Genomic DNA, 13,263 nt, shown 5'->3' with positions numbered 1-13,263 from the left:
TGTCGAGCGGCCGTCAGAGCCCGCCGAATGCCAGCCAGGCGGCCAGCGCCAGCAGCCCCAGCACGATCATCACCCAGCGCAGGCTGCCGGGCTTCTCGCCCATTTCCACGGTGGGCGGGTGCTTGTGCGTGCGCAACGCCTGCAGCGCGCTCTGGGCCTGGGTCCGCGCCTGCTCACCCTGGCTCCCGACGTTCCCCACCGCGCCATGCGCGGAGTCACCCAGTGCTTTCAGCGCCCGCCGCTCGTTCTCGGCCTGCGCCTTGAACTGGTCCAGCGCCTGCCGCATCGCCGGCATCCCCGCCGCCCGCAGCAGGCCAGCCGCGCGCGTGCGGTCGCCGCCCGCCAATGCCTGCATCACCTGTTTCGCGAGATCCTCGTTCGCCATCATTGTCCCCGCGTTGATGCCGGAAGCATACGACGCAATCGCAGCAGGAAGGCAAAATGGAAAACGCCGGCACCGGGCCGGCGTTTTCATTTGGCTGGGATGACTATGCACATGGCGGCTTCATCTTTGCCATCCATGGCGGAACGGAAACGCCCCCGGACACCCCGGCCCGTACATCCATGTACGGGCGTTCGTGCCCGCAGCCGTTGCCTGAGGGCAACAGCTAGGCGCGATCACTCACCCCACTGCCCCAGCGCGGCGAGGCCGTTGGCCTTGGCGCGCTCGAACACGGTCTGCTGGGCCTTGGCGTAGTTGCCGGTCATGTCGGCGGCCCACAGCTTCAGCGCGGCCTGCTGCATGGCGCGGCCGTAGGAGAACGACAGCGGCCACGGGTTCGGGCCCATCCGGTTCATCGCGTCGAGGTGCGCGGTGGCGTCCTCGTCGCTCTGGCCGCCGGACAGGAACACGATGCCCGGCAGGATCGCCGGCACCGCCGACTTCAGGCACATCAGGGTGGACTCGGCCACTTCCTCGACCGTTGCCTGCTCGGCGCAGCCCTTGCCGGGAACGACCATCGAGGCCTTCAGGATGGTGCCTTCCAGCATCACGCTCTGGTTGTACAGCGCGTCGAACAGCGAGCGCAGCACCACCTCGGTGACTTCGTAGCAGGTGCCGATGTCGTGGTCGCCGTCCATCAGCACTTCCGGCTCGACCATCGGCACCAGGCCCTGCTCCTGGCACAGCGCGGCATAACGCGCCAGCGCGTGGCTGTTGGCCTCGATGCACGTACCGGAAGGAATGTCGTCGCCGATGGTGATGACCGCGCGCCACTTGGCGAAACGGGCGCCAAGCTTGTAGTACTCCTTGAGGCGGTCGCGCAGGCCGTCCAGGCCTTCGGTCACCAGCTCGCCGGGGAAGCCGGCCAGCGGCACCGTGCCCTTGTCCACCTTGATGCCCGGGATCATGCCGTTGTCGAGCATGTACTTGGCGAACGGCACGCCGTCCTTGGTGGACTGGCGCAGGGTTTCGTCGAACAGGATCGCACCGGACAGGTACTGGTTGGCATTCGGCGCGGTCAGCAGCAGCTCGCGGTAGGCGCGGCGGCTTTCCTCGGTGCAGTCGATGCCGACGCCATCAAAGCGCTTCTTGCAGGTGGCGGAGGACTCATCGATCGCGATGATGCCCTTGCCCGGGGCCACCATGGCGCGGGCGGTTTCGGCGAGTTGTTCGATGCTCATGGCGTGCGGCTCGGCTGGCGGGAGGAATCCGCGCATTATAGCGTGCGCCCCCAGACCATCTGGCTACCCCCGAAGACGTCAGGGCTTGGGCCTAGGCCGCTGAATCGCCTGACGCTCGGCAATTGCGTCATTGCGACGCTGCTGATCCACCCGCGTCACCATGCCCGGATCGAGAGCAAGGCGATCAAACACCCCGGCGAACGCCATTTTCCGCCCGGCCTTGGCGTCGTAGCGTAACTCCACCAGACGCGTCGAGAGGCTGGGAATCGCACATTTGCGGCGCAATTCCGTCGCATTTTTCGCGCCAAACAAGAAGGTCGCCACGGTATACACCGGCTTGGCCTCGGCTACGTCCGGGCGCGGCGCAAACTTCCAGCGCGCAAGCGCGGCAGATGCATCGGCCGCGAACGTCGACCAATACTCGTCACGATGTAGCACAGGCTCGTCGGCACTCCAAGATTTCAGCAACGAGAAATCCGAGGTGGTGCCGTCGGCATTGAGCACATAGCCGATTGCAACGCAGACCTCCACACCACTCGCCTTGTATGCGTTCGGGTAAGCCGGAACCGGCAGGCTTGCGCCGGGCGCAAGCACCCAGCGATCCCGGATTCCGCCCTCATTGGCAACGGCAATTTTCTCGGGAGCCTGCGCAGAAGCCCAGAAACAGGCGAGGAAAAGGACGGATCCGAAAAGCGTACGTTCCAATGCCATAACCCACCTCGCCATGACTGCGAAAACCCTTTATAGCGACGCGCCCTGAACTCAGCAAGCGCAACGCGCATTCACAATTCACCCAACCCGGTAGCGTGCCCGTCCGCGCCGATCTCCAGCAGGCGCAGGGTGTTGGTGGCGCCCTTGGTTTCCATGTGCTCGCCGCTGGTGAACACCACCCGGTCACCGGCGGTCAGCAGGCCGGCTTCCACCAGCAGGCGGATGCTGCCGCGGGCGGCTTCGCGCGGGGTCTGGCCGCGGCTGTCGTAGTCCATCGGGAACACGTCGCGCATCAAGGCCATCCGCCGGCGCGCGTTGGCGTGGTGGGAGAACGCGTAGATCGGCACCGATGAACGGAACCGCGACAGGTAGCGCGCGGTGCCGCCGGATTCGGTCATCGCCACCACCGCGCGCACGCCGATGTGTTCGGACAGGAACATCGTGGCCATCGCGATGGCTTGGTCGGCGCGCTCCAGCCCGCGCCGCGCCTTCTCGAAATCGATATCGACGGCGAACTGGCGCTCGGCGCCGAGGCAGATCCGCGCCATCGTCTCCACCGCGCGCACCGGCCAGCTGCCGGCGGCGGACTCCTGCGAGAGCATCACCGCGTCGGTGCCGTCGATCACCGCATTGGCCACGTCCAGCACCTCGGCGCGGGTCGGCATCGGGCTGTCGACCATCGACTGCAGCATCTGGGTGGCGGTGATCACCACCTTCTCGCGCGCCACCGCCTCGCGGATGATCTTCTTCTGCAGGCCGGGCAACTCGGCGTCGCCGATCTCCACGCCAAGATCGCCGCGCGCCACCATCACCACGTCGCTGGCATCAACAATTTCAGCCAGGTTCTCGATCGCCTCGGTGCGCTCGATCTTGGCCACCAGCGCGGCGCTGCTGCCGTGCGCGCGCGCCACCCGGCGCGCCTCCTGCATGTCATCGGCATTGCGGCAGAACGAGACCGCGATGAAGTCCACCTGCATGCCGGCGGCGATGGCGATCAGCTCGCGGTCGCGCTCGGTGATCGCGCCCAGCGATAGCCCGCCGCCCTGCTTGTTCAGGCCCTTGCGGTTGGACAACACGCAGTCGTTGAGCACGGTGGTGACGATGCGCTCGCCCTCCACTGCGGCCACCTGCAGCTGCACGATGCCGTCGTCCAGCAGCAGCACGTCGCCGGCCGCCACGTCGCCGGGCAATTCCAGATAGCTGACGCCGACCTGGCTCGCATCGCCGGGCGGCGCATCGAGGCTGGCCACCAGGTCGAAGCGGTGGCCGGCCTTCAGCGCCACCTTGCCCTCGGCGAAGGTTTCGACGCGGATCTTCGGCCCCGGCAGGTCGGCAAGGATGCCGACTTCGCGGCCGATCCTCGAAGCCATCTCGCGCACCGCTTCGCCGCGCGCTACCTGCGCCGACGGGTCGCCATGCGAGAAATTCAGCCGCACCACGTCCACGCCGGCACGCAGGATCGCCTCCAGCACCCCGGGCGGATCGGTGGCGGGGCCGAGGGTGGCGACGATGCGGGTGTGGCGGCGCTGTTCGGGCAGTACGGGAGCAGTCATGGTGGCGCGGGGTCGACCTTCTGGCGTTGACCCCACGCTATCACGGCAATTCGTCACGCGAACGAGGCCGGCCGCTGCAAACGACTTCAGCCGGCGCGCGCTTCCAGCGCCGCCACCGCCGGCAGGGTCTTGCCTTCGAGGAACTCGAGGAAGGCGCCGCCGCCGGTGGAGATGTAGGACACCTGATCGGCGATGGCGAACTTGTCCACCGCCGCCAGGGTGTCGCCGCCGCCGGCGATGGAGAACGCCTTCGACGATGCGATCGCGCGCGCCACCGCCTCGGTGCCGGCGGCGAAGGCGTCGAATTCGAACACACCGACCGGGCCGTTCCAGACCACGGTGCCGGCCTTGGCGATGATCTCCGCGTAGCGCGCCGCGGTGGCCGGGCCGATGTCGAGGATCATGTCGTCCGCACCCACCGCGTCCACCGGCTTGACCGTGGCCGGCGCGTCGGCGGCGAAGGCCGGCGCCACCACCACGTCCAGCGGCAGCGGGATGTCTGCACCGCGTGCATGCGCGTCGGCCATGATCTTCTTCGCGGTGTCCAGCAGATCCATTTCCACCAACGACTTGCCGACGCCGTGACCGAGCGCGGCGATGAAGGTATTGGCGATGCCGCCACCGACGATCAGCTGGTCGACCTTGCCGACCAGACTGCCCAGCAGTTCGAGTTTGGTGGACACCTTGCTGCCGGCGACGATGGCCAGCAGCGGCCGGGCCGGATTGGCCAGCGCCTTGTCCAGCGCGTCGAGCTCGGCCATCAGCAGCGGGCCGCCGCAGGCCACCGGGGCGAAACGGATCGCGCCATGGGTGGAGGCCTGCGCGCGGTGCGCGGTGCCGAACGCATCCATCACGAACACGTCGCAGAGCGCGGCGTACTGCTTCGACAGCGCCTCGTCGTCGGCCTTCTCGCCGACGTTCATGCGGCAGTTTTCCAGCAGCACCAGCTGGCCCGGCGCCACCTCCACGCCATCCACCCAATCCTTCAGCAGCGGCACTTCGATGCCCAGCAGCTGCGACAGCCGCGCGGCCACCGGTGCCAGCGAATCGTCGGCGCTCCACGCGCCCTCCTTCGGCCGGCCCAGGTGCGAGGTCACCATCACCGCCGCGCCTTTCTCCAGCGCCAGTTTGAGGGTGGGCAGCGAGGCCAGGATGCGCTGCTCGGAGGTGATCCGGCCGGCCTCGTCGATCGGCACGTTGAGATCCTGCCGGATCAGCACGCGCTTGCCGGCAAGGTCGAGGTCGGTCATGCGGACGATGGACATGGTGCGGTGTTCCCGTGACGAGTTGCGCCTATTGTCCAGCCCCCGCGCGGGCGCGGCAAACAATCAGCCGTGTCACGGTGTCAGCGCGGCGCATCACCCGCCCGGCGGGCGCTTGCGCAGCAGGCTGGCGGCAAACCCGGCCACCAGCAGCGCCCCGCCCAGCAGCAGCGCCCACAGCAGCCAGCGCTTCCAGTCGATGGGCGTGCCAGGCCGCAACGCGGCAGCACCGGCCAGCTCCTCGCGTTGACCCAGGGTCGCCACCGCCGGTTGCCAGTCCTTGCCGCGCGCCGCGCGCAGGGTTTCGATCAACTGCGGCAGCGGCGTGGCCGGGCGCGCGGCGCGCGCGCTGCCGGCCAGCAGCGCGAACGGCGGCTGGCCCTCGGCGAGGAACAGCACCACTTCCGGGCGGTAGCCCAGTCGCAGCACCGGCGCATCCTGCGCGCCGTCGCTGCGTGCCTGCAGCCGCCATTGGCGGTCGCGCACCAGCCGATCCAACGGCTGCGGCGGCGAGCGGCTGGAGCCCTCGCTGCTGTCCAATCGGTACGCGACCCAAGGCGCGGCCGCCGTCTGCCACGCAGCATCGTCGCCATCGCGGCTCTGCAACAGCCAGCCGCGGGTGCTGTTGCCGGCCGCCACCACGTCGGCGGCCTCGACCGGAAAACGTCCCGCCAGCGCATATTCGAAATGCACGCCGTCGCGGTCTTCGACCCGGCGTCCCTGCAGCTGTTCCCATTGCAGCGCCGGCGCGGCGACCTGGCCGGCCAGCTCGGCGCGCACGCTGGTCAGCGCCAGCGGCGCCGGCTGGCGCGTGTTCGGCTGCAGGCGCAGGTACTTCGCACGCACGCCCGGCAGCGCGATGCGGTCTTCGATCACCCGGCGGTCGCCGTTGCGCAGCTGCACCAGCCGGCCATCCGGTTCGATCTCGCGCCACTGCCGCAGGTCGTCGGAGGCGCTGACGCGGTAGCCGCGGTCGAACGCCTGCGCATTCGACCAGCTGAAGCGCAGCGCCGCCACCGGCTCGCGCAGGCGGCTGGCGTCGATGACGAAGCCGCTGTCGCCGGCCGCATCGGGATTGGCGCCGCGCAGTTCGACCCGGCGCAGGCTGCCGTCGCTGGCGACCTCGCTGATCGCGGCGATATCGAGTGCCGTCGCGCCAGCATCGCCAGGCAGCGGGAACCACGCCAGCGCGACGCTGTCACCCGCCTGCGCCAGCGGCGCATCGGGCGGGAATACCGCGGTGGCCACCGGCTGTCCCGCGGCGTTGGTCACCACCAGGTCGCGCAGATCGGACGACTGCAGCTGCCGATACACATCCGGCGCCAGCACCACCCGGTAGGCACCGCCGTCGGGACGCTCCAGCGCCAGCGGCCAGCGCGCGGCGTAGTCGTCGGCGACGGCGGCCACCGCCACCAGCGGCAGGATCAGCAACCACGCAAACTTTTTCATGCCGGCTGCTCCACGGTTTCAAGCTCGCCGTGCTTCGGCGGCGCTGGCGCAAAGTAGCCCACGGCGGTGCACAGCAGGCCATAGGCGATGAACGAACCAATCCCGAGCAGGTTGCCCAGATGCTGGCGGTCCACCAGCACCAGCTTCACCAGCACCACGCCCATCAGCACCGCGCCGGCCAGCCACAGCGTGCGCAGGCCGCGCTTCGACCCCGCCACCCAGCCGAGCATGCCCAGCACGCTCCAGACCACGGTCAGGCTGGTCTGCGCCAGGCTGGTGGAGAGCAGCGCGTCCGACCACGGCGCGCCTCCCCAGTGATGCACGGTGCGCAGCACCAGCGCGGTCAGCCAGGCAAACCCCAGCAGCGCGAACAGGATGCCCAGCGGCGGCGGCAGCCGGCGCGCATCGCCCAGCTGCCAGCGCAGCGCCAGCATCAGCGCGGCCAGCTGCGCCAGTTCCAGCGGATTGAGCAGCGGCAACCACGGCAACGGCGCGGCGCCGCCGGCCCGGAACAGCGCGGCAACCCACCACAGGCCCAGCACCGCGAACACCACCGTCAGCAGGCGCTGGCGCCAGCCGTCGAAACGTTCGCCCAGCGGCATCGACAGCCAGCGCCAGCGATACAGCGCCAGCGTTGCCAGCGCCAGCCACGGCAGCACCACCAGCGCCTGCCGCCAGCCCTCGCCCAGCATGGCGACCTGGCCGCCCAGCCAATCCAGCAGCAGGCTGGCCACCAGCGCCCACACCAGCCACCAGGCGAACTGCGCAACCGGCGCGGCGCGATGGCCGCTGTCGCGCAGGCACAGCAGGCTGCGCACGCCCAGCAGCGCGAACGCCAGCCATGCCCACAGGCCGTGGCCGGCGAACGGCTGCGAATGCGCCGCGCTTTGCCACAGCGCCAGCGGTGCCGCCGCAACCAGCGCGGCCAGCGCGGTACCGGCCAGCGCACCGGCGGGACGGCGGCGATGCACTTCCGCCGCCAGCCAGCCGGTCAGGGCGGCGAACGCCAGCAGCGCATCGGGCGCGCTGCGATTCAGCAGGTACACGTCGATTTCGTGGATGCCGTTGAGCAACCACCAGGCCAGGCCCCATCCGTAGTACGCCAGCGCCGGCGTGTCGTTGCCCGCGTCGCGGTTGGCGCGAGCACTGGCGAATCCGGCCAGCGCAATCAGCAGCGCACTCATGCAGCCGCCGTTGAGCACCATCACGCTGCTGTCCACGCCCTTGCTCTGGGCGACGGCGAAGGCGACGGCCGCCGCCAGCTGCAGGCCGGCGCCGGCGAACTGCGGCAGCCGGCGCTGCTGGCGCAGTCCCAACCACACCAGCGCGGCGCCCTCCAGCGCGAACACGCTGGCGGTGGCCTGCGCCGACAGCGCCAGCGGCACCGCCAGGGTGGCAAAACCCACCGCCAGCATCGCGTAGACCGGCAGCAGCAGCTCGAAGCCACGCCGCTGCCGCAGCCACCACGCCAGCGCCGCGTACAGCGCGCCCAGTCCCAGCGCGCAGAACGCCAGCGCCATCGGCCGGCCCGCCATCAACCCGGCCTGCAGCGAGAACGCCACCAGCGGCACGCCGAACAGCAGGCAGCCATCGATCAGGTCGCGGCGGCCTGGCGGGCGCCGCCGCACGAACAGCAGCGGGATCGCCAGATAGAACAGGAAGAACAGCAGCAGGAACGGCTGGGTGCTGGCGTATTTGTGCGGCGCGTAGTCCAGCACGCCCCAGACGGTGCCGATGCCGAAGGTGAACGCGAAGCCCAGCAGGTTGAGCACCCGCCAGGCGCGATACCAGGCGATCCCGACGATCGCCGCGTTGATGATCGCGTAGTAGGAGAACAGCGCGACGTGGTTGCCGCTGCCGGTGGACAGCCAGATCGGCGCAAGGAACCCGGCCAGCAGCGCAAACACCGCCAGCGCTTTCGCGTCCTGCAGCACCGCCAGCGCCCCCGCGCCCGCCACCAGCACCACGCTGAGCGCGAACGCCGCGCCTGCCGGCAGCAACCCGAAGCCCTTGAACGCCGCGAACACCACCAGCAGCAGCACGCCGATGGCGCCGCCCTGAAGGCTGAGCGCAAACACGCGGTTGCTTTCGCGCTTGCGCCAGGCGAACACCAGCGCAGCCAGCGCGGCCGCGGCCACGCCGGCCAACTTCAGCTCCGGCGGCATCACCATCCAGCCCTGGTCGGCGGCGTACTTCAGCAATGCCGCCACGCCCGCCAGCAGCACCAGCATGCCGATCTTCACCGGCACGTTGCCGACGCTGAACCAGCGTTTCACCGCGCGGATGCCGACGGTGACGAAGTCCGGGCGCGCCGGCGCGGCCGGAGCCGGGCGCGGCGATGGCGATGGCGATGGCGATGGCGATGGCGGTGGCGATGCGGATAGCGGCGATGCCACGGCTTCGGGCGGGCGCGCCGCTGTCGACGCAGCTGCCGGCGGCGTTGCCGGAGTAGCGGACACCGAAGCCGCAGGCGCGGCGGCGGCTGGTGCCTGCGGCGCAAATGGAGCTTTCAGCGGCGGCGCGGATTGCTGCATCCAGTCGCCCGGCGTGGGCTCGACCGATGCTGTCTGCCGCGGAGGTTCCGCAGCCCGCCGGCGCAGCTGCGCCACTTCCGTTTCCAGCTCCGCCATCCGCTGCTTGAGTCCGGAGATGGACACCAGCGCCACGACCAACAACACCGGCACCGCGAGGATCGCGAGCACCAGCAACCCGATCAGACCTTCCATCCCTGTCCCCGATTCCATTGCCAATGCCGCTGGCCCCGTCGGCAGGATACCGGCAGTGTCGGCCCCTCACATCACCTCGTTACCCGTTTGCTCAGGCGCCCGCGCCGTCGCGGCCCGCCGCCTTGACCCGGTACAGCGCGGCATCGGCGCGGCGCAGCATGTCCTCCGGATCGGTGTCGTCCGGCTGCAGGGTCGCCACCCCGATGCTGGCCGTCAGCCGCCCCTTGGACGAACCCATGTGCGCGATGTCAGCATCGCGCACCCGCTGGCAGACGCGCCCGCCCACCTGCAGCGCCTGCGCGTGATCTGTGGCCGGCAGGAACACGGTGAACTCCTCGCCGCCCGGCCGCGCCAGCACGTCATCGGCATGCAGCAGCGCGCTGCGCACGGCGCCGGCGAAGCGGCGCAGCGCGCCGTCGCCCTCGGCATGGCCGTACAGGTCGTTGTAGCGCTTGAAATGGTCGATATCGAGGGCAAGCACGGACAGCGGCGTGCCGCTGGCACGTGCCTCACGGAACAGCCGCTCACCGGCCTCGGCGAAGCCGCGGTAGTTCAGGCAGCCGGTCATCGCGTCGGTGCGGCTGAGCCGGTTCAGTTCGGATACCGCTTCGCGCAGCGACGCGGTGCGCTCGGCGATCTCGTGTTCGCGCGCTTCCAGCACCGCCTGCACCTCATCGAAGGCGGCATTCATGCGTGTGCCCAGCTCGCCGATGCCATCGGCCAGCGGACGCAGCTCCACCGGGATCGCATCGGTCCGCGCCGGCACCATCCTGCCGCCCAACGCATACCCATGCAGGCTGCCCAGCAGGTAGCCGATGCTTTTCTCCAGCAGGCGACGCTGCAGCCACAGCGCCCACGCCACGCCCATCAGGCTGACCGCCGACAGCGCGGCCAGCAGCAGCAGGCGCGGCAGCAGGCGCGGCAGCAGCGGTGCCAGCAGCTGGCTGTGCGGCGTCACCAGCGCCAGGGTCCAGCCGTTGCGCATGACAACCGCTTCGACATAGGCGACGCCGCCTTCGCGCAGCAGGCCGCCCATCGACACCACCCGGGTCGCGCGGCCCGCCTGCGTGGCGATGCGCCTGATTTCCTGCCCGCGCGCACCCGCCGCATCCAGCGCCTTCCAGCGCAGCGCCTTGCCGGCGTGGACCACGTTGTTGCCGCGATCGAGCAGCAGCAGTTCCAGCTTGCGCCGCGCCAGGCTTTCGGCGTTCAAGCGGACGAACGCCTGCACCGGCACGTCCGCCTGCAGCGCGCCGGCGAAACGACCGTCGTGCAGCAGCGGGGCGGACACGCCGACCACCGCTTCGTTGCCATAGGCAGGGCGCCGGGTGATGCCGGACACGAAGGCGCGATACTGGCTGCGCGCGGCCACGAACCATTCCTCGTCCGCGGCCACGCCCGGCAGCAGCGGCACCTCGCGATCGCGAGCGTCGCGCACCGCGACCACATCGCCGCGTGCGTTGAACTGCTGGATGCGCAGCATCGATGGATAAATGTGCAGCAGGCGCGCCAACTCCTCGCCCTGCAGGGCCGGGTCTTCGCCCATCTGGTCGGCCAGCAGGCGCACGCCGGCCAGCTGGCCCTCGAGGAAATCGTCGATCACGCTGGCGCTGAGCGTGGCGTTGGCGTCCAGCCGCAACAGCAACTCGTGGCGGCTGCGCTGCCATTCACCCAGCAACAGGCTGGTCGCGAACAGCACCATGGGCAGCAAAGCGGTCAGCACGAGGCCCTTGGTCAGACGCTTGCGCAGGCTCCAAGCCGCTGGCGGTGGGGAGTCGCTCATCGACCGCTTTCTACCACAGCCGCTGCGGCGGCCGCGTCAGAGGCTTGACCGGGCGAGCGCCATCCAGCGCCGGCAGGCGCTCGCCACGTTCAGCCGCCGCGCAGCAGCGGTGCGCGCGGCCCCAGCGCAACGGGCTCGTGGCCGGGCTCCGGCAGGCCCAGCCCGTAGCGCAGGCTGCGACCGATGCGATTGGCGTATTCGTGCACCAGTTCGGCTTGCGCCGGCGCCAGCAGCTCGTCCGCGGTGTCGCGCCACAGCGCCAGCCATTGCACGAAGTGGGCGGTGGTAATGGGGTGACCGTGGTGGGCCGCCATCGGGTTGCCGCGATAGGTGCCGGCGCGCAGGATCACCGAAGTCCAGAACGATGTCAGCAGGCGTTTGTGCTCAGGCCAGTCGCGGACCGCGGCGTTGAATACCGGGCCCAACTCGGGATGGATCCGGATGCGGTCGTAGAAGCGATCCACCAGCGCCTCGATCTGCTCGAAACCGGGGATCGCCTGATCCGGGGCGGGCGCGGCGGCCGAATGCGGCATGGCGGGCAAATTTCCTGGGTGGGGCGCCGATTATCGCGCCGCTTGGTCGCCGCGTCTTGACCAGGGTCATCGCCCGAGCTTCGATGCGCGCGTCACAATGGAAGACCCGCGTCGCGCTCATGACCCACGTCGTCACCGAAAACTGCATCAACTGCAAGCACACCGACTGCGTCGAAGTGTGCCCGGTCGACTGTTTCCACGAAGGCCCGAACTTCCTCGTCATCGACCCGGAAAGCTGCATCGACTGCACCCTGTGCGTGGACGAATGCCCGGTCGGCGCCATCTACGCCGAGGACGACGTGCCGGCGGGACAGGAACCTTTCCTCGCCATCAACGCGGAACTGGCGACGCAGTGGCCGGTGCTGGCGGTAAAGAAGCCGGCGCTGCCGGACGCCAGCAAATGGGACGGCATACCGGACAAGCTCAAGCTGCTGATCCGCTCCGCAACCGGCGAGTGAGGCACGAAAAAGCCCCGCACGAGGCGGGGCTTTCCGATGGCGGCGAACGGCGCGGGCTTACTTGCCGGCCATCACCTTGACCATCTCGAGGCACTTGTTCGAGTAGCCCCATTCGTTGTCGTACCAGCTCACCAGCTTGACGAAGGTGTCGTCCATGGCGATACCGGCCTCGGCATCGAAGATGCTGGTGCGGGCGTCGCCGCGGAAGTCGGTGGCGACCACCTTGTCCTCGGTGTAGCCGAGGATGCCCTTCAGCGGGCCCTCGCTCTGCGCCTTCATCTCCGCGCAGATCTCGGCGTAGGTCGCCGGCTTCTCCAGTTCCACGGTGAGATCGACCACCGACACGTCGGAGGTCGGCACCCGGAACGACATGCCGGTGAGCTTCTTGTTGAGCTCCGGGATCACCACGCCGACCGCCTTGGCCGCGCCGGTGGACGACGGAATGATGTTCTCGAGGATACCGCGGCCGCCGCGCCAGTCCTTGTTGGACGGGCCATCGACGGTCTTCTGGGTGGCAGTGGCGGCGTGCACGGTGGTCATCAGGCCGCGCTTGATGCCCCACTTGTCATGCAGCACCTTGGCCACCGGCGCCAGACAATTGGTGGTGCAGCTGGCGTTGGAGATGATCTGCTCGCCGGCGTACTTGGCGTGGTTGACGGCGTACACGAACATCGGGGTGGCGTCCTTCGACGGGGCCGACATCAGCACCTTCTTGGCGCCGGCGGCGACGTGCTTCTGCGCGGTTTCTGCGGTCAGGAACAGACCGGTGGATTCCAGCACCACGTCGGCGCCGACTTCATCCCACTTCAGGTTGGCCGGATCGCGCTCGGCGGTCAGGCGGATGGTCTTGCCGTTGACCACCAGCTGGCCGTTCTCGACCTTCACGTCGCCCTGGAAGCGGCCATGCACGGAATCGTAGCGCAGCATGTAGGCCAGGTAGTCCGGCTCCAGCAGGTCATTGATGCCGACGATCTCGATGTCGTCGCCGAAGTTCTGCACCGCCGCGCGGAACACGCAGCGCCCGATGCGACCGAAACCGTTGATGCCGACCTTGATGGCCATGGAAGCAGACTCCTGACAGGGATTGGGCAGACCGCCATTCTACCCAATCCGCCCGCGGCACCCGGCCATCGCGGTTGACTAGGGTCAACGCCGGCCCGCTGCG

At 69.4% G+C, this 13,263-nt stretch carries 11 protein-coding genes; 1 reads left to right on the top strand and 10 read right to left on the bottom strand.

Translation table 11 applies throughout. From position 1 onward, the window contains the following. Positions 1–13: 13 nt before the first annotated feature. The 9 genes from G582_RS0103750 to G582_RS15360 all read right to left on the bottom strand — a co-directional run bounded on the left by G582_RS0103750 (position 14) and on the right by G582_RS15360 (position 11,640). Positions 14–475: a hypothetical protein gene (locus G582_RS0103750; protein WP_156880241.1), complete on the bottom strand. Its 462-nt coding sequence runs from the start codon at positions 473–475 to the stop codon at positions 14–16. 143 nt (positions 476–618) lie between these two features. After that, a complete protein-coding gene (locus G582_RS0103745; RefSeq protein ID WP_028838688.1) occupies positions 619–1,623 on the bottom strand; it encodes a class I fructose-bisphosphate aldolase in 1,005 nt (334 codons plus the stop codon). A gap of 78 nt (positions 1,624–1,701) precedes the next feature. Beyond that, positions 1,702–2,334 (bottom strand): hypothetical protein, encoded by a 633-nt coding sequence (locus G582_RS0103740; protein ID WP_028838687.1) that lies wholly within the window; start codon positions 2,332–2,334, stop codon positions 1,702–1,704. Positions 2,335–2,405: 71 nt separating this feature from the next. Beyond that, on the bottom strand, positions 2,406–3,887 hold the full coding sequence (gene pyk / locus G582_RS0103735) for a pyruvate kinase (protein WP_211219289.1): 1,482 nt from the start codon (positions 3,885–3,887) through the stop codon (positions 2,406–2,408). 86 nt (positions 3,888–3,973) lie between these two features. Continuing rightward, positions 3,974–5,152, bottom strand: a complete 1,179-nt coding sequence (locus G582_RS0103730) for a phosphoglycerate kinase (protein WP_028838685.1) — start codon at positions 5,150–5,152, stop codon at positions 3,974–3,976. Positions 5,153–5,245: 93 nt separating this feature from the next. After that, entirely contained in the window at positions 5,246–6,598 is a 1,353-nt protein-coding gene (locus G582_RS0103725) for a DUF3999 domain-containing protein (RefSeq protein ID WP_028838684.1), read from the bottom strand. Continuing rightward, positions 6,595–9,324, bottom strand: a complete 2,730-nt coding sequence (locus G582_RS0103720; RefSeq protein ID WP_028838683.1) for a DUF2339 domain-containing protein — start codon at positions 9,322–9,324, stop codon at positions 6,595–6,597. The genes G582_RS0103725 and G582_RS0103720 overlap by 4 nt, the downstream gene beginning before the upstream one ends. Positions 9,325–9,415: 91 nt before the next feature. Continuing rightward, complete coding sequence (locus G582_RS17090; protein WP_083960931.1) at positions 9,416–11,107, bottom strand: sensor domain-containing diguanylate cyclase; 1,692 nt, start codon at positions 11,105–11,107, stop codon at positions 9,416–9,418. A gap of 89 nt (positions 11,108–11,196) precedes the next feature. Beyond that, on the bottom strand, positions 11,197–11,640 hold the full coding sequence (locus tag G582_RS15360; RefSeq protein ID WP_083960929.1) for a group III truncated hemoglobin: 444 nt from the start codon (positions 11,638–11,640) through the stop codon (positions 11,197–11,199). A 119-nt stretch (positions 11,641–11,759) separates the two neighbouring features. Here G582_RS15360 and fdxA point away from each other — a divergent pair, with 119 nt between their 5' ends. After that, entirely contained in the window at positions 11,760–12,098 is a 339-nt protein-coding gene (gene fdxA, locus G582_RS0103705) for a ferredoxin FdxA (protein WP_028838682.1), read from the top strand. A 57-nt stretch (positions 12,099–12,155) separates the two neighbouring features. On the opposite strand, the gene gap is transcribed toward fdxA, so the two are convergent. Beyond that, positions 12,156–13,160 (bottom strand): type I glyceraldehyde-3-phosphate dehydrogenase, encoded by a 1,005-nt coding sequence (gene gap / locus G582_RS0103700; protein WP_028838681.1) that lies wholly within the window; start codon positions 13,158–13,160, stop codon positions 12,156–12,158. Between the last annotated feature and the right edge of the window lie 103 nt (positions 13,161–13,263).

Origin of the sequence: Thermomonas fusca DSM 15424, from assembly GCF_000423885.1 — a bacterium.
In the GTDB taxonomy this organism is placed as follows: domain Bacteria; phylum Pseudomonadota; class Gammaproteobacteria; order Xanthomonadales; family Xanthomonadaceae; genus Thermomonas; species Thermomonas fusca.
This window is presented reverse-complemented; position numbering and strand designations above follow the sequence as displayed.